Raw genomic sequence first — 18,537 nt, forward strand, 5'->3', positions numbered from 1 at the left:
AGGCGATTTAATCACTATACCTCATCAGAAACTAGAGAAAACATCTCTTTTTCTCTTTTTTCTTTTTCTTGAGCATCAATTACTGCTACTGCTGCCACATTAACCATCTCCTCTACACTAGCTCCTAACTGAAGAATATGTACAGGTTTTTTCATTCCCATCATTATAGGTCCAATAGATTCAGAATTATTTAGTTCCTTCAACATTTTATACGTACTGTTAGCAGAATCAAGATTAGGAAACACCAAAGTATTGACTTTACGTCCGTTAAGCTTAGAAAACGGGAATTTATCCTTACGCATATCTCTGTTTAGGGCAAAATCCATCTGTAATTCTCCATCCACGATCAGGTTAGGGTAATAACGATGTAAATATGCAACCGCATCTTTAACTTTAGAAGCATTCGGGTGTTTTGATGAACCGAAATTAGCATAGGATATCATTGCTACAACTGGATCAACCCCAAACATTTCTACTGTTCTAGCTGACATCTGTGCAATCTTTGCAAGTTCCTTAGATGTTGGATCAATATTAATAGAGGTATCGCTAATAAACAATGGTCCTTTATTCGTCATCATGACATTCATAGTAGCAATACGTGTAGCTCCTTTTGCTAATCCTACGAGTTCTAGCATAGGTTTTAACACAGCTGGGTAACTCCTAGAATACCCAGACAACAATGCATCTGCATCTCCTTCATTTACCATCATGGCAGCAAAATAATTACGCTCCCTCATTAATCGTTGTGCTCCATATAGCGTTATTCCTTTTCTACCATTGTCTTGCCAATATTTCTGAGCGTATCTATTTTTTCTGTCAATTTCTTCATCTGCTTTAGGATCAATAATAGTAATTCCATTAGGATCAAAATCAATTTCTTTCATCAATTCTAAAATGACATCTTTTCGTCCTAGCAATATTGGAAAAGCTATTCCTTCTTCCTTAACAGTCTGTGCTGCTTTTAGAACATCTAAATGATCTCCTTCTGCAAAAACTACTCTTTTAGGACTTCGTTTTGCACGATCCATTAATAGTCTTACTAATTTATTATCATTCCCCATTCGCTCCAGCAGCTCATCTTCATATTTATCCCAATCTTCTATAGGTTCGGTAGCTACTCCACTTTCCATTGCTGCCTTAGCCACTGCAGGTGGTACTTTGGCAATTAATCTTGGATCAAAAGGTTTTGGTATAATATAATCTTTCCCAAAGTTAAGTCTGGTTTCGCCATATGCTATATTTACTTGTTCTGGAACTGGTTCTTTAGCAAGGTCGGCTAATGCCTTTACTGCAGCCATTTTCATAGCTTCATTAATAGCAGTTGACCTTACATCAAGTGCTCCTCTAAAAATAAATGGAAATCCAAGCACGTTATTCACCTGATTAGGATGATCACTTCTACCTGTAGCCATAATAATATCCTTCCTTGTTTGTATAGCAAGGTCGTATTTGATTTCAGGATCAGGATTTGCCATTGCGAATACAATAGGATCATCGGCCATCGCTAACAGCATTTTTGGTTCTACCAAATTAGCCATTGACAAACCAATAAACACATCTGCTTCTTTCATCGCATCCTCTAATGTATCAAGATCACGATCTGTAGCAAACTCTGCTTTTTCTGAAGTAAGATTTTCTCTGTCTTTACGAATCACACCCTTACTATCCGTCATTACTATATTTTCTGCTTTTGCTCCAAAGGCTTTATACAATCTTGTACAAGAAACCGCTGCAGCTCCTGCTCCACTAACTACTATTTTTACCTTACCTATATCTTTTTTAGCAATTTCTAAAGCATTTAATAATGCTGCTGCAGAAATAATAGCAGTTCCGTGTTGATCATCATGCATTACTGGGATATCCAATTCTTCTTTTAAACGCCTTTCGATTTCGAAGGCTTCCGGAGCTTTAATATCTTCCAGGTTGATCCCTCCAAAAGTTGGAGCGATATTCTTTACCGTTTCAATAAATGCATCTACGTCTTTGGTATCTACCTCGATATCAAATACATCTATATCTGCAAAAATTTTAAACAGTAATCCTTTACCTTCCATTACAGGTTTTGATGCTTCTGGACCAATGTCTCCTAACCCCAAAACTGCAGTACCATTAGAAATTACAGCTACCAAGTTTCCTTTGGCAGTATACTTATATACGTTTGCTGTATCTTTTTCAATTTCTAAACAAGGCTCTGCTACTCCAGGAGAATATGCTAATGACAAATCTCTTTGTGTTGCATATTTTTTAGTAGGTACTACTTTGATTTTACCAGGAGTGGGTTTTGCGTGGTAAATTAGTGCTTCTCTTCGTTTACTTTCGATACTCATACTGAATCAATAAAATTGTGTGCTATACAAAGGTACAAGTCTACGCGAGATGCAAAAGGTAAAACAGAGTAATCTTCAAAAAAATTAAAATTTCAAAAAACTTACCATCTTTTTAAGAAATGTATTGTGAATTCATCAGTTATTTTACCTTTCTACTAAAAATATCATCAGGCTCCACAAGTTTATCAAGTTCAATCCTTAATTTTTCGTTTAAAAAACTTAATCCTAATTGATAAGAAGCATTCATCCATCCAAAACCACTAGGTGTTATATAGTCAAACTCAGTACCTACATTGCCATACTCGGCATATACTTTGTGCGTGCATTTTACCACATCATACTTTTCTGGGATAGTCCCATTATAATTAACTGCATTTTTTGTGATCATCCATAACCAACGATAAATCAGCTCCTGAGCTTCTTCTTCATAACCATAATTGATAAGTCCTCTCCATAGCATCATTTGATGTGGCGCCCAACCGTTCGGATAATCCCATTGACGCTGAGGAGCATTCAGATCATCTTTATTAACAATATCAGCAGTTCCAGCAATACCTCCTTTTTGGACCAAATTATCAAATAAGCCCTTTACCAAAGAAGCGGCCTGTTCTTTGGAACATAATCCTGCCCACAATGGATAGTAATTAGTAGCTGATTCTATTTTTTGTTGTGTTTCAGTTACAAAATTATAGTCATAGAAAGTTTCTTTTTCCTCATTCCACATCAAGTCATTCATACGCTTTTTTCTTTCTTCGGCTTTAGTTAACCAAAAAGAGGAGGTATACTCTTTAAAATCTGCTATGAATTTATCTTCAAATACTTCTTTAATCAGATAAGCAATATCCATTTCATATTTATATAACAAACTATTTATGCCTACTGTATTTAGATGTACACAAACATCATCTAATCTATTAGATGTATCATGACCGCTTTCTCTCATAGATCGATCATGAGTAAAATATAGATCAAGATCTTTATCCTTTATTTCGTTTGAATTATACTTTTGTGTAAACTCTTTTAAACTAAGTTTATGTTTTTCAGCATATTTATTTAATATAAAATCAAAATGCCCTTTCTCAGTCTCAGGAGGAATTCCGATTCCTTCTCCATAAAAACGACTTAATCCATTATCTGTAAGACGTACACCTTGTTCCATCCAAACCGTTTCATACTCTTTAATTACCATCTTTAGATTTTCTGATAACCAATCTCTAGAGATCTTAGGGTTTTGCTGATATATTTCTTTTATCAGAGAACTAAAAAAAGGAGGTTGAGTTCGGGTCAGATAATAACTTCTATTTGCGTTTAAAATCTTACCATAATATTCTATTTGATATCCAAAATTATCTGCCATAGACATTGCCAAATCAGATCGATCGTCTATTAATAGTCCAATCGACTCAAAATAACTATCCCAACCATACATCTCATTAAATCTTCCTCCAGGGACTACGAATGGTTTAGCCTTATAATTTCCTTGTTCATCTTTAGAATGAGCTAGATTTAAAATACCTGGAACTTCATTCAATGTCTTCACATATTCTGGTGTAATATCTTCTGGAAGGGTAATCACTTTGAGCTTAGGAATTTCAGATTTTATAGATTCAAAATACGTAATAGCTTCTTGATCTTTATAAGGTACGTACAATCTAAAACTATCTGTCTCGGATTTAGTATCTTCAAGTACTTTTGCTAATCCATTTTTATCAACTGATCTAGTCAAGTTATCCCAGTATCTGGTTTTTATTAATCTTGAAATTCGATTACTAGGAGATTCAGCTATTCTATCCAAAGAAATTGTATCATCTTTTTTGGCAATTGCCAATTCCTGAAGTAAATTCGATAAATGATATGTACCTTTTATTAGATTTACTTTTCCGCTAGGATCTATAAACTCAAATTGTTTTGGCCCAGTATCATCTACAGTTATCTTTTTATCCCCATCTGTATCTTCCTGTAGAATTAGTTTATCTAAAACTATTTGATGATCTAAATATGTAATCTTCTTGTCTTTTTCACAACTAACAATTAATAAAGAAAATAAAAGAATTACGAGATATTCAAACTTAAAATTCAGCATATCTAATTATTTATATTACCAGAAAAAACCAACTACTACAGCCGTTACTATCAACAATATTATGGATAAAATTCTATAATTTTTAAACCAAGGTAATTCTTTAAGATCTTTAGACTCCTCAATAAACATTTCTCTCTTATATGTATACTCCTTTATTTGTTGTTCCGACTGAGGTTTAGTCGCCAAACTTACTATCATATGCAGAATGACGCATATAACAAATAACCAAGTAGCTTTTGCCAAGAAATGTAACTCATTTACTTCTGGAATCCAATCAAATGTCTGTGACAAGATCATAAAAACTGCTAATGAAAAACCTACTAACAAACTAACAATAGAGCCATTTCCGTTAGCACGTTTCCAAAATAACCCAAGCACAAAAGTTGAAACCGCAGGAGGGCAAGTATAAGCAATTACCAATTGTAAATATGTCCACAAGGAATCACTAACACTCTCAATAAAAGGAACCCATGAAATGGCCAATACTACTAAAACAATAGTAGTTATTTGTCCAACTTTCACCAATTGTTTACTAGTAAGTTCTGGTTTTAGTTGTTTTACGAAATCCATGGTCACTAAGGTGGATGCAGAATTAAACGTTGCAGAAACTGATGACATCATTGCCGCCATTAATCCTGCCACTACTAATCCTAACACACCTACTGGCAATAATTGAAATAACAATACTGGATATGTAAGATTTGGACAATCTGCAAGGTTATTGCAAATAGTACCATCGGTTAACGCATAATTAAGACTTGTAATATCCAAGGTGCTAAACAATAATAAAGCTAACACTCCCGGAACTACCATAATAAAAATAACTGGCAATTTTAATAATCCTGCAAATAAAGCTCCCCAACGTCCGTGATTGAGATCCTTAGCTCCCAAAACACGTTGCACCATAAATTGATTATTTGCCCAAAAGTAAAACCCAAGTAATGGCACTCCTGTTAGTAATCCCCACCAAGGCATGAATTCATCGTTATCTGGTCTTACCAAGCTAAAGACTTCATCAGAGTTAGCTGGCATGTATTTTCCTTCTGCTAAGCGATCTCCAAAATTTACTTCTCCTGCAGATAGCATTCCATCTAATTTTGTCATCATACCTGACCATCCACCTCCTAATTGATCAAAAGCAAAATAGGTTAATAGACAAGATCCTATGATAAGTAAAACTGCCTGTATAACTTCAGTTTGGATTACAGAATTTAATCCTCCGGGAATAGTATATGCCGCCGCAGCAACTGCCAAGATCACTAAAATCAAAGTAGAATTCATTGAAGGAAACAACAATGTCAACACAATTTTACCAACATACAGACCCGCTGCAGTATCTACCAAAATATTACCAACAACGGTAATAAAAGAAAAGTAATATCGTGATCTCTTGTCATATCTTCGCTCTAAAAACTCTGGCATCGTATACACTCCTGATCGCAGATAAAACGGAAGAAAGAAGATTGCAAAGAAAATCAACACTACAACCGCAAACCATTCATAATTATAAACATTTATATTGGTTTGATACGCATCAGAAGCTAAGCCTACCAAGGTAGAACTAGAAATATTAGCCGAAAACAAGGCTATCCCAACAATAGGCCATGTCATGGTTCTACCTCCTAAAAAATAATCTTCTGAGCTCCCTCGTTTTGATTTAGAAATTCCATAGATAATAATCCCGATGAGATACACTACGATTACCGTAATGTCGATATAAGATAATTCATTCATGTGTGAAATGTTTAATGCTTTTGAACGTCTTTCGTTTTTTTTGGAATTACATTCCAAAAAGACTTGATACGTTAAAATCCTCAAGTTTTTAGGTAAAATCTCTATGAAGATACAAGTTTATCTTAAAATTATTAACGTTTTCACACCAAAAACAGTTAAAACAATACATACAACCGTTTGTATTATGAAATCTTCAAAATAATAAAAGTTTTTATTCCAAAAACTTAATATTCCGAGTTAAACCAGAAAACTTAGTTCGTTTCACTGCAGATTTCTGGAATACTTTAGAAAATACTTCTTGCGTAATTTCCTCCCAATCTTTTTTGGTCATTTCCAGCAATTCTGGCTTAGGATTAAAAAGAGGTTCATTGTGTGGTTTTGAAAACCGATTCCAGGGACATACATCTTGACACACGTCACAACCAAACATCCAGTCATCAAACTTTCCTCTATAATCAGAAGGAATCTCTTCTTTTAATTCAATGGTGAAATAAGAAATACACTTACTACCATCTACAACATACGGATCTACAATTGCTTGTGTGGGACAAGCATCTATACAAGCGGTACAGGTTCCACAATGATCCGTTACTGGAGTATCATATTCTAGTTCCAGATCAACAATCAATTCCGCGATAAAATAGTAAGACCCTACTTTTTGCGTTAATAGATTACTATTCTTACCAATCCATCCCAACCCACTTTTTGCCGCCCAAGCTTTATCCAATACTGGAGCTGAGTCTACAAAAGCTCTCCCATGTACTTCTCCTATTGTTTCTGAAATAAATTCCTGAAGTTCTCTAAGTTTTGATTTAATTACGTGATGATAATCCTGACCATATGCATATTTAGAAATTTTAGGTGCATCTGAATCTTTTTGATTTTCTGAAGGAAAATAATTTAGTAACAATGATATTACACTTTTTGAGTCCGGAACGAGCAATGTTGGATCAAGACGTTTATCAAAGTGATTCTCCATATAAGACATCTGTCCGTGCATATTCTGATTCAACCATTTTTCTAAACGAGGCGCTTCTTGTTCCAAAAACTCAGCTTTGCTTATACCACAAGACAAAAAACCAAGGCGTTTAGCCTCCGTTTTGATTAGCTGAGTATGTTTATTTTTCGAATTCAATTTAATATTTACTCATTATTCATTTCTTCTTTTGGAAATTCATTCATAATCTGGATTCCTTTTTGAATAACTAAAGAGGTAGGTAAAGTTATATTTTCACCTTGATCAGTAGTCATAAAGACATAGAAACCTGTAATGTCAATTACTTTTCCTGTCCAATCAAAATCTTTGTCCAAAACTCTAATTCTATCTCCAATTCTAACAGGATGACTAAAAAATAAAATAATACTTGCCGTGAGATTAGACAATATAGACCACTGTGCAAAAAAAGCAATTCCAATAACTGCTAATACTGAAGAAATAAAAACGCTAAATTCTTTTAGATCTATTCCCCAAACAATCATCAAAATTATTCCGGCTAAAAGGTATTGAAGTAAAAATGATAAATTTAGTATTAACTTTCTTCTATTCGGATTTATGGATCTTAAAACAGAGAATTTTCTAATCGCTAGTTTTGTAATAAGTAAAAGAAAAAACAAAATCACAAATATAATGGCAGTTAATAAGATCTCATTTTTATATATAATCATATTTTATTTTTTTTAACAAACCCTAAACTACCGAGACACAAAAGTAACTACTGCATTTACTGGTTTTAGTGTGATCAACGGTTTTATCTCAATAGGATCAGAAGAAGTAATTTTGTATTTCTTGATCAACTCACTAATGGTAACAATCATTTCATACATGGCAAAATTACTTCCTACACACATTCTTGGACCAGCTCCAAAAGGAAAATACCAATCTGAGTATTCTTTCTTATTATCAGAATGAAATCGATCCGGATCGAAAACTATAGGCTCCTTCCAAAAATCTTGATGTCTATGTATCTCAAAAAATGAAATCAGAATTATAGTTCCCTTGGCTAACTGTATTCCATTGTATTCATCTTCTTCTATAGCTATACGATCAGAAAAATACGCAGGAGGATATAAACGCATAGCTTCTTCAATACATTGAGTGGTATATTTACTTTCAGCAAATTTTTCCATCAACGACAACTCTTTACCATTAGACTTGGAGACTTCTGCATATACTTTATCCTGAATTTCAGGATGTTTAGCTAACAACATTAACGAAAAGCAGAGTGCATTAGAAGTGGTTTCATGTCCTGCAACAAATAGAATGAGAATCTCATCTATCAACTGGTCATTACTCATAGCAGTACCATCTTCATACCTAGATTCAAGTAACATATCTAGTAAGTCATCATAGGTCTCTCCAGAATTTCTTCGTTTTTCAATAATTGAATTTAAAATATCACGAGCTTCATTTGTTAGAGTGATTGTCTTTTTAATTTGTCCACTTAAGTGAAACCACAAACGTTTATAAGGTTGTCTTATTTCACGAATTAAAGATTTCTGTGCTGCTTCTGTAATATACTGAAGTCTAGCAATTGTGTTACCAGTATCTGTATAACTAAACAATGATTTTGCTACTACTTTAAAAGCCAAATCATTCATTAACGGATAGACGTCAATTGTCTTATCAAATTCTATTCTTAATAATTCTTCTTTTATTGTATCATTTATTGTTGAAGCTATTACATCTAGCTTTTTCTTATAGAACGCTGGCTGGATTAACCTTCTTTGTCTAAGCCAATATTCTCCATTCGAAGTTAATAAACCATTACCTATATATTTTCCTAAATCTTTAGTCTGAAGCGGAGATTTATGATATTTACGATGTTGATTTTGTAGCATATGTTTAGCAAAACCTGCATCTCTAGTAAAAACAGCAGACTTACCAAATCCCAAATTTACCTCAAAAATATCTCCGTGTTTTTCAAAATTCTCATTATGAAATGGTAATGGATTCCTGAGAATTTGCTTGGCATTTTTTAGGACCTTGAAAAAAGAAACCTTAGGGATTGTCATATTTTGTTTATTTACAAGAGGATTTATTAAAATAATCCCCCTTGAATTCCTCCTTTTACTCGTCCAAGATGTTTATAGGCAGCTTCTGTAACCTCTCTACCTCTAGGCGTTCTCATGATAAAACCTTGTTGAATTAAAAAAGGCTCATATACCTCTTCTATTGTCTCCGCACTTTCGCTAACCGCAGTAGCAATAGTAGTCAGTCCTACAGGTCCTCCTTTGAACTTATCAATCATAGTAGTTAGAATCTTATTATCCATCTCATCAAGTCCGTGAGCATCAACATTAAGCGCTTTAAGAGCGAATTTAGAAATCTCTATATCAATACTACCATTTCCTTTAATCTGTGCAAAATCGCGCACTCTACGTAGCAAAGCATTTGCAATTCTAGGAGTTCCTCTACTTCGTCCTGCAATTTCGATGGCCGCTTCCATAGTAATGGGCACATTTAATATATAAGCACTTCTCTCTACAATGGTTGCCAAAAGTTCTGTGCTATAATATTGTAATCTAGACTGAATCCCGAAACGTGCTCGCATTGGTGCCGTTAACAAACCTGATCTGGTAGTTGCCCCGACTAACGTAAACGGGTTTAAATTAATCTGAACGGTACGTGCATTTGGACCACTTTCGATCATTATATCAATCTTATAATCTTCCATAGCTGAGTAAAGATACTCTTCTACAATAGGGCTCAATCGATGGATTTCGTCTATGAATAGGACATCTCTATCATCCAAGTTAGTAAGTAGCCCCGCCAAATCTCCCGGTTTATCCAAAACAGGACCTGAAGTAACTTTAATCCCAACTCCTAATTCATTAGCAAGAATATGTGCTAATGTAGTTTTTCCTAATCCTGGTGGCCCATGAAATAGTGTGTGATCTAGAGCCTCATCTCTTAAATTAGCCGCTTGAACAAAAATCTTTAAATTCTCAAGCACCTGATCTTGTCCAGCAAAATCTTCAAAAGTAAGAGGTCTTAAGGCTCTTTCTATATCCAGATCTTCATTAGAAAAATTATCACTTGATGGATTGAGGTTTTCGTTCATTTTTTATAAAATTCAAAATACTAAAGCAAATATACTAGAAAAAGAGAGAGTGTATTCATTACAACAATGCTTTACATGCTTAATTATTCAATTGAGTATATCACAAATCAAATAGGCATTAAATTTACCCTTTATATCTTTATACACACTACCGTATACTAAATAAACCTAGAGTTCTCAGTTTCTTCTATAGGTTTAGCATTTATCAAAAATTTAAGATAAAAAAGCATTGCTACAATATCCGTGGTATAAATAACCGCTTCAAAAACTAAATTATTATAGTACAACTCCTGGATAGGAACCAAAGCATTTACCAAAATACAACCACTTCCTGCAATTAATAAATAGTAAGAGTAGGTATAACGATTTCTTAAATAAATTATGAAACAGCATCCTAAAAAATAAAATAAAGAAATAACTATTATTACTCCATAACCAATAGAATCTTCAAAACTCGGCATCGTCATATTAAAAATAGAAAAAGTAAGATACAGAACCAACGTTGCCCCAATTAACACCGAAGGTGAAAATATTTCTTTGTATTTAATATCCTTAAAAGAAATATATGGTAATAATAAATAGGAACATAAAAAATAATATAGCGGTAATAATATACCTATATACTCGAAGAACCGATCAAAATCGCTTAAGACAAGGACATCATTAACCATAATGATTATGATAATTAAAGGGTATAAAAGACCAACTCTACCTCTATTTTCTATATAGATCCAAATAAGCGCCAAGGATGAAATAGGTTTTATATAAACCAGTTCTTGGTTACCAAAAAACAACCCACAAAAAAACACCACAACAATGCAGATATAACAAAAGATATGTGCTGGGGAGAAGGAGTTCAATTTCGGTTGTTCTATTTATAGCCTAAAATAAAACTAAAATTCAACTTAACAAATTACTAAGCATTACTTCTATATCATGAAGCAATGTATTTCTAGATTAAAAAAACAAAACCCTTTTGACTGAGCTCAAAAGGGTTTTGTTTTTTTATATCAAAGTCAATTTAATGATGCATTTCTTCTTCTCCATCCTGTAGAGGAATAATCTGAGACACATAATCTTGTCCCGGAATTACATATTCTCCATCTTCTCTAGTCTTACTATAATCATAAGGCCATCTGTATACGTGAGGAATTTCTCCAGGCCAGTTACCGTGCATATGCTCTACTGGTGTTGTCCATTCCATAGTATTTGATTTCCAAGGGTTCTGAACGGCTTTCTTTCCGTAGAAAATAGAAATTATGAAATTATATAAGAATACTAACTGACCTGCTGCTGTAATTAATGCAAAAACAGTAATCAATACATTAGTATCTGCTAAATCATCAAAATATGGGAAATTACTATTCGTATAGTAACGACGTGGTAATCCTGCCATACCAATGAAGTGCATAGGGAAGAATACTCCGTAAGCTCCAATTGCTGTTACCCAGAAATGTACATATCCAAGATTTTTATTCATCATCTTGCCATACATCTTAGGGAACCAATGATATACTCCTGCAAATAAACCGTATAACGCCGAGATACCCATTACCAAGTGGAAATGTGCTACAACGAAATAGGTATCGTGTACATTAATATCTAATGTACTATCTCCAAGTATAATTCCTGTAAGTCCTCCCGTAATAAATGTAGATACTAATCCAATAGAAAATAGCATCGCAGGGTTGAGCTGGAGATTACCTTTCCAGAGTGTGGTTATATAATTAAATGCTTTTACCGCAGATGGTATCGCAATCAATAATGTTGTAAATGTAAATACTGAACCTAAGAATGGATTCATCCCAGAGATAAACATATGGTGACCCCAAACAATTGTTGATAAAAATGCTATAGCTAAGATAGAAGCAACCATCGCTCTATATCCAAAGATAGGTTTACGCGCATTTGTTGCTATGATCTCTGAAGTTATACCTAAGGCAGGTAATAATACAATATATACTTCTGGGTGACCTAAGAACCAAAATAAATGCTCAAATAATACTGGTGAACCTCCTTGGTTATGCAATACCTCTCCTGCTATATATATATCACTTAAATAAAATGAAGTTCCAAAACCTCTATCCATTATTAACAATAAAGCTGCCGATAATAGTACTGGAAACGAAACGATACCAATAATAGCTGTTACAAAAAATGCCCATATTGTTAACGGCATACGTGTCATCGACATTCCTTTGGTACGTAAGTTAATCACAGTAACTACATAATTCAATGATCCTAATAAAGAAGATGCGATGAAAATTGCCATAGACACTAACCATAATGTCATTCCTGTACCAGAACCACCTATTGCTTGTGGCAATGCACTTAATGGCGGATAAATAGTCCATCCAGCGGAAGCAGGTCCTGCTTCTGCGAAAAGAGATAACACCATTATCACACTACTAAGGAAAAACAACCAATATGAAATCATGTTCAGAAATCCGGAAGCCATATCTCTAGCCCCAATCTGTAATGGAATCAAGAGGTTACTAAATGTTCCACTAAGACCCGCGGTCAATACAAAGAACACCATAATAGTACCATGGATAGTTACCAATGCCAAATACATACTTGCATCCATCACTCCATCTTCTCCAAACTTACCAAGTAATACTTCGAAGATTGTAAATTTATGATCAGGCCATGCTAATTGTAACCTAAACAGTATTGACATTGCAATACCAATAATCCCCATTATCAAACCAGTAATTAGATACTGCTTGGAGATCATTTTATGATCCTGACTAAAAATATATTTAGTTATGAATGTCTCTTTATGATGATGTCCGTGATCGTGATCTTCTTCGTGACCATCTACGTGTGCTATTGCTGACATACAGTTATTCTTTTAATAAAATATATATTAATTTTTCTTTTCTCTCTAGTTACTTGCTTGAGCAGATAATTGCTCCTTAAACGTTTGTTGTGTTTTCAACCAAGCATTATAATCTTCTTCTGATTCAACTACAATCTTCATTTGCATATTATAATGTGAGGTTCCACAGATCTTATTACACAACAAATAGTAGTCAAATTCATACGTCTCTAGTGCCTCATCACCTGCAGCGATTAATTGCTTGCTTTTTTCTTTTCTAATTTTGTTGATAGTTGCCACCTTTTCTACCATAAACTCACTATTACGCATTTCATCAGAAGTTAGTATGGGCGTGTATGAGAATTCAGTGATCATTCCTGGCACCACATTCATCTGTGCTCTAAAGAATGGCATATATGCAGAGTGTAATACATCCTGAGAACGCATCTTAAAGATAACCTTTCTATTAACTGGTAAATGCAATTCACTTACGATTTTGTCATCCATCCCATAAGAATCAGATGCATCCAAACCTAATGAATTAACTCCTTCTATAAAACGAACATTTGCCTTTCCTAAAACATTATCCTCTCCAGAATATCTAGCTCTCCAATCGAACTGATAAGCATATAACTCTATAATCAGTGGATCCCCTTCTTCTTCGTCGATATTCATAATATCTGTCCAGGTGAATAATCCGTATATAATTAATCCTGCTAATACAATAACTGGAATAATTGTCCAGATAAACTCTAGCTTATCATTATCAGCAAAAAATAAGGCTTTATTGTTTTTATTCCCTCTATACTTGTAAGAAAAGAAATGTAATAATCCTTGTGTAATAAATTGTACAATAAATATCAATATCATTGATATAATCATCAATCTATCGTACTCAATACCATGTTCTGAAGCCGATTCAGGAAGGAAAAATGTATGATATTGCACAAAGCAATATATAGTTAAAAGGTACATGAATATTACAAAAGCAAGCATTAACTTACCTTGTAAGTTATTATCCTTGTCGTTAGCTACTTGAGAATTATCAGCACCTTTAGCCTGAGATAATTTCAATATTTTTGACATCTGCCATAAGGAGATTCCAATAAGCGCTATAACTACTATGGTTAAGAATACAGTCATTTTTTATCTATCTTCTTTTTTACGATCTAATTTTTAATAATGAAAGTGTTTACTTTCTTCTATATAAGGATTACCCTTAGCTAATAATGGTGCTTTGGTAAGTGCTTTGAATACAATAAATAAGAACAAACCTAAAAATAGCAATACAGCACTGATTTCAGAAATACCAATGAACCAAGACTCTCCAACGGTTGCTGGCATCACCATATTAAATATATCAACATAATGTCCACATAAAATAATGATCCCTGCCATTACTACAAACCAATTAACACGTTTATAATCACTGTTCATTAATACTAATAATGGAAAAACAAAGTTCATTACTACCATACCAAAGAAAGGTAATTTATAGTCCTCAATACGTGTAATGAAATACGTTACTTCTTCAGGAATGTTAGAATACCATATCAACATAAATTGTGAAAACCATAAGTATGTCCAGAAAATACTAATCCCAAACATAAACTTGGCTAAATCATGGATATGACTATTGTTTACAAATTCCATATATCCTTTTGACTTAAGGTAAATGGTAATTAATGCAATTGTAGTTATTCCTGATACAAATAAACTTGCAAACACATACCATCCAAATAAGGTACTAAACCAATGCGGATCAAAGCTCATTATCCAATCCCAAGATGCCATAGATTCGGTATAAATAAAGAATACTAAAAACGCTGCAGCTATTTTAAAACTCTTCTTATACCACTTATTACCTGTTGGGTCTTCATCTTGTTTTCTTGAATACTTAATTGCAAAATGGCGATACAAGAACCAACCTCCTAAGAAAATAGCAGCTCTAACAATAAACCACCAGCTATTTAACCAGCTTGCCTTACCTTCCAACAATTTATCACCTATAACTTTCGATTCATCTGCCCAAACAAATAAATGATTTATATGGAATCCAGACAATGCAAGAATCACAAAAAATATAATTCCCCCAGGTACTAAATACGCTGTTATTGCTTCCATCACTCTAAATAACACTGGAGACCAACCTGCTTGTGCCGCAAATTGAATAGCATAAAATGCTAGTACTCCCAACGAAATCATAAAGAAGAAAAATGCTGCTATATATAATGCAGCCCAAGGCTTATTTTGTAATTGATGTAAAAGATGTTCATAATGTTCATCTCCACCATGTGCGTCATCTTTACCATGGCTTTCATTTGCATGATCTCCACTTGTTGCTTTTGCATCTCCATGTCCTCCTCCGTGAGCATCGTGTGCTGCCATCTCTTTTACATCTTCAATAGTACTAGGAGCAGATAGAAAACCATAAGTAAGCCCTAAAGCACCTATAACCACAAGGATGATAGAAAATAATCTTAATTTACTTGATAGCGTATACATATTTATATAATATCGTTATTCTTAACTTTTTACTAATGCACTAATGTGCGTTACCGTGATTTCCTTCTGTTGTTTCGTTATGAGCCTCTTCAACCTTTGTTGCTACTATATCCGTATCGATACGAGGGGTCTTTCCTTCTAAATCAGCCTTTAACTTTTCTACATATTGAACAATCTGCCAACGTTCTTGTTCACTTGTTTGAGATGCATAAGAGCCCATAGTATTTATACCATAATACATTACATGATATATACTACCTTCAGTTATCGCTCTACCGATATCATCATAACTAGGAACACCCAGAATCTTTTCTGTTTGCACTAGAGTACCTTTCCCGTCTCCTTTAGCTCCGTGACAAATTGCACAGTAAATATCATACAATGCTTTTCCAGATTCTTCATTAGCCTTAGTATAACGGATAGCATTTTTTAAAGAATCTTTTGCTAACTGATAACCTTCTGTAGAATTTTTATAGTCATAAGGCATCCATCCTCTTGGAATAGAACCTTCTGCAGGCAGCATAGCTTCCTGACCTCCTGGAAAAACTCCATATTCCCCATAGGCTTCATAACCTACTGGAGCATACATATTAGGCATATACTGATAATTAGGTTTTGTATCTTTTTTACAAGAAACAATACTTATCATCATTATTGCAACTACTATTATATTTATACTATTCTTCATTATTACTAATGGTTATCTTCTTGCTTATCTATTACTTTAATTTCTACCGCACCTGTATTACTTAAGAAACTTGTCATGGTATCTACATCGTGATGACCAGCATCCACTTCCATTAAGAAATGATCATCGGTAGTTCTCACGTCAGGATTTTCTGCTTCTTTAAAAGGCCATAATTTACTTCTCATATAAAAAGTAATTACCATTAAATGAGCTGCAAAAAATACAGTAAGTTCAAACATAATCGGAACGAAAGCCGGCATATTTTCTAAATAACTAAAACTCGGTTTCCCACCTATGTCTTGCGGCCAATCCTCTATCATGATATAATTCATCATAGTAATTGCTACCGTAAGTCCAACACATCCATACATAAATGCTGTGATAGCTAATTTAGTTGGTGCTAATCCCATTGCTTTATCAAGACCGTGAACAGGAAAAGGTGTATAAACCTCTTCGATATGATAATGTTCTGCACGAACCTGCTTTACAGCGTCCATAAGGACATCATCATCTGTATATAATGCATGTATAACTTTTGATGCCATACTTCTAGTTGTTTTTTAGTTTTTCAGCTTGTCCAGCCCAATCATCACGTTGCGCTCTTCCTGGGAAAGATGCTGTGATACTATCTAATAAATCGTATTCTACTTTAGTCATTCTACTTACCTGATCAAAAGTAAATATCCCGATTTCGTTTAATTTTTTCTCCATTACTGGACCAATACCATTTACTTTCTTAAGATCATCGGCAGTTTGTGTAGCTGCATCAAAGGTTCCTAAGTTTCCTAATAGGCTATTAATATCTTCTTGGCTAGTTTCCTTCGGTGAAGCTTTAGCATCATCAACTGATACTTCTTCCGTTGTAACTTGAGCTTTTATCTTTGGTAATTCATCTCTATGATCAATCCCTGCTTCTCTCAGTTTTTTATACTTCTCTCCTGATGATTTCAAAATAGTTTTCACTTCAGCTTGAGCTATCACCGGGAATGTACGTGCATACAATAAGAATAGTACAAAGAAGAACCCTATCGTTCCTATAAATATTCCGATATCTACAAATGTAGGCGAGAACATTGTCCAAGATGATGGTAAGTAATCTCTATGAAGCGAAGTCACAATAATTACAAATCTTTCGAACCACATCCCTATGTTTACAACAATAGAAATGATAAATGAGAACATAATACTTCTTCTAAGCTTAGGGAACCACATAAACTGTGGAGAGAACACATTACAAGACATCATTGCCCAGTATGCCCACCAATAAGGACCCGTTGCTCTGTTTAAGAATGCATACTGTTCGTATTCTACACCAGAATACCAAGCAACAAACAGTTCGGTAATATAAGCCACACCAACTATAGAACCAGTAATCATAATTACAATGTTCATTAATTCGATATGTTGTATTGTGATATAATTTTCCAGCTTAGACACTTTTCTCATTATAATAAGCAATGTATTTACCATTGCAAATCCTGAGAAGATTGCACCTGCAACAAAATATGGAGGGAAGATCGTTGTATGCCATCCAGGAATAACCGAAGTAGCAAAGTCAAAGGATACAATTGTATGTACAGAAAGTACTAGTGGAGTAGCTAAACCTGCAAGTACCAAAGAAACTTCTTCAAAACGTTGCCAATCTTTTGCTCTACCACTCCATCCGAAGGATAGAATCCCGTATATTTTCTTATTAAAAGGTGTAATCGCACGGTCTCTAATCATTGCAAAATCAGGTAGTAAACCTGTCCACCAGAACACCAATGATACTGAAAGATAGGTAGAGATTGCAAATACATCCCAAAGCAATGGTGAGTTAAAGTTCACCCATAAAGATCCAAACTGATTCGGAATAGGCAATACCCAATATGCTAACCAAGGTCGACCCATGTGAATTATAGGAAACAAACCTGCTTGAATAACCGAAAATATGGTCATCGCTTCTGCGGATCTGTTAATCGCCATTCTCCATTTCTGGCGGAATAACAATAATACAGCAGAAATTAATGTTCCTGCGTGACCTATACCTACCCACCAAACAAAGTTGGTGATATCCCAGGCCCATCCTACTGTTTTATTTAACCCCCAGGTTCCTATACCTGTGGAAATTGTATAAATTATACAACCTATTCCCCAAAGGAAAGCAATAAGCGCGATAGAAAATACAATCCACCAAGATTTATTTGCTTTACCTTCAACCGGTGCTGCCACATCCACAGTTACATCGTGGTAGGTTTTATCGCCAGTTACTAAAGGTTTTCTTATAGGTGCTTCGTAATGAGACATAATCCTTTATAATTGAATTGATTCTTTATTTA

Annotated in this window: 14 protein-coding genes; all 14 read right to left on the reverse strand. The window is 34.2% G+C overall.

All coding sequences use genetic code 11. From position 1 onward, the window contains the following. Nucleotides 1-14 precede the first annotated feature (14 nt). On the reverse strand, nt 15-2,327 hold the full coding sequence (locus tag Q0975_RS02185) for an NADP-dependent malic enzyme (RefSeq protein WP_299432429.1): 2,313 nt from the start codon (nt 2,325-2,327) through the stop codon (nt 15-17). 139 nt (nt 2,328-2,466) lie between these two features. Next, the gene (locus Q0975_RS02190) at nt 2,467-4,410 is read right to left on the reverse strand and encodes a trehalase family glycosidase (protein ID WP_299432431.1); all 1,944 of its coding nucleotides are present in this window, start codon (nt 4,408-4,410) and stop codon (nt 2,467-2,469) included. A gap of 15 nt (nt 4,411-4,425) precedes the next feature. Beyond that, complete coding sequence (locus tag Q0975_RS02195) at nt 4,426-6,144, reverse strand: sodium:solute symporter (protein ID WP_299432433.1); 1,719 nt, start codon at nt 6,142-6,144, stop codon at nt 4,426-4,428. Between the two features lie 211 nt (nt 6,145-6,355). Continuing rightward, on the reverse strand, nt 6,356-7,279 hold the full coding sequence (gene queG / locus Q0975_RS02200) for a tRNA epoxyqueuosine(34) reductase QueG (RefSeq protein ID WP_299432435.1): 924 nt from the start codon (nt 7,277-7,279) through the stop codon (nt 6,356-6,358). An 8-nt stretch (nt 7,280-7,287) separates the two neighbouring features. Next, complete coding sequence (locus Q0975_RS02205) at nt 7,288-7,809, reverse strand: mechanosensitive ion channel domain-containing protein (RefSeq protein WP_299432437.1); 522 nt, start codon at nt 7,807-7,809, stop codon at nt 7,288-7,290. A 27-nt stretch (nt 7,810-7,836) separates the two neighbouring features. Beyond that, nucleotides 7,837-9,156 carry a cytochrome P450 gene (locus Q0975_RS02210; protein WP_299432439.1) on the reverse strand — a complete coding sequence of 440 codons (1,320 nt, stop codon included), beginning with the start codon at nt 9,154-9,156 and terminating at the stop codon, nt 7,837-7,839. 26 nt (nt 9,157-9,182) lie between these two features. Next, entirely contained in the window at nt 9,183-10,205 is a 1,023-nt protein-coding gene (ruvB, locus tag Q0975_RS02215) for a Holliday junction branch migration DNA helicase RuvB (RefSeq protein ID WP_299432442.1), read from the reverse strand. A 158-nt stretch (nt 10,206-10,363) separates the two neighbouring features. Next, complete coding sequence (locus Q0975_RS02220) at nt 10,364-10,951, reverse strand: hypothetical protein (RefSeq protein WP_299432445.1); 588 nt, start codon at nt 10,949-10,951, stop codon at nt 10,364-10,366. Nucleotides 10,952-11,226: 275 nt separating this feature from the next. After that, nucleotides 11,227-13,047: a cbb3-type cytochrome c oxidase subunit I gene (locus tag Q0975_RS02225; RefSeq protein ID WP_299432448.1), complete on the reverse strand. Its 1,821-nt coding sequence runs from the start codon at nt 13,045-13,047 to the stop codon at nt 11,227-11,229. A gap of 45 nt (nt 13,048-13,092) precedes the next feature. Next, nucleotides 13,093-14,169 carry a cytochrome c oxidase subunit II gene (locus Q0975_RS02230; protein ID WP_299432451.1) on the reverse strand — a complete coding sequence of 359 codons (1,077 nt, stop codon included), beginning with the start codon at nt 14,167-14,169 and terminating at the stop codon, nt 13,093-13,095. A gap of 33 nt (nt 14,170-14,202) precedes the next feature. Then, nucleotides 14,203-15,531 carry a quinol:cytochrome C oxidoreductase gene (locus Q0975_RS02235; protein ID WP_299432453.1) on the reverse strand — a complete coding sequence of 443 codons (1,329 nt, stop codon included), beginning with the start codon at nt 15,529-15,531 and terminating at the stop codon, nt 14,203-14,205. Between the two features lie 40 nt (nt 15,532-15,571). Then, a complete protein-coding gene (locus Q0975_RS02240; protein ID WP_299432456.1) occupies nt 15,572-16,219 on the reverse strand; it encodes a cytochrome c in 648 nt (215 codons plus the stop codon). A gap of 5 nt (nt 16,220-16,224) precedes the next feature. Then, nucleotides 16,225-16,764, reverse strand: coding sequence for a DUF3341 domain-containing protein (locus Q0975_RS02245; protein ID WP_299432459.1), 540 nt, complete (start codon nt 16,762-16,764; stop codon nt 16,225-16,227). Between the two features lie 4 nt (nt 16,765-16,768). Further along, the gene (gene nrfD / locus Q0975_RS02250) at nt 16,769-18,508 is read right to left on the reverse strand and encodes an NrfD/PsrC family molybdoenzyme membrane anchor subunit (protein WP_299434217.1); all 1,740 of its coding nucleotides are present in this window, start codon (nt 18,506-18,508) and stop codon (nt 16,769-16,771) included. Between the last annotated feature and the right edge of the window lie 29 nt (nt 18,509-18,537).

It is taken from the genome of uncultured Aquimarina sp., from assembly GCF_947500065.1.
Taxonomy (GTDB): domain Bacteria; phylum Bacteroidota; class Bacteroidia; order Flavobacteriales; family Flavobacteriaceae; genus Aquimarina.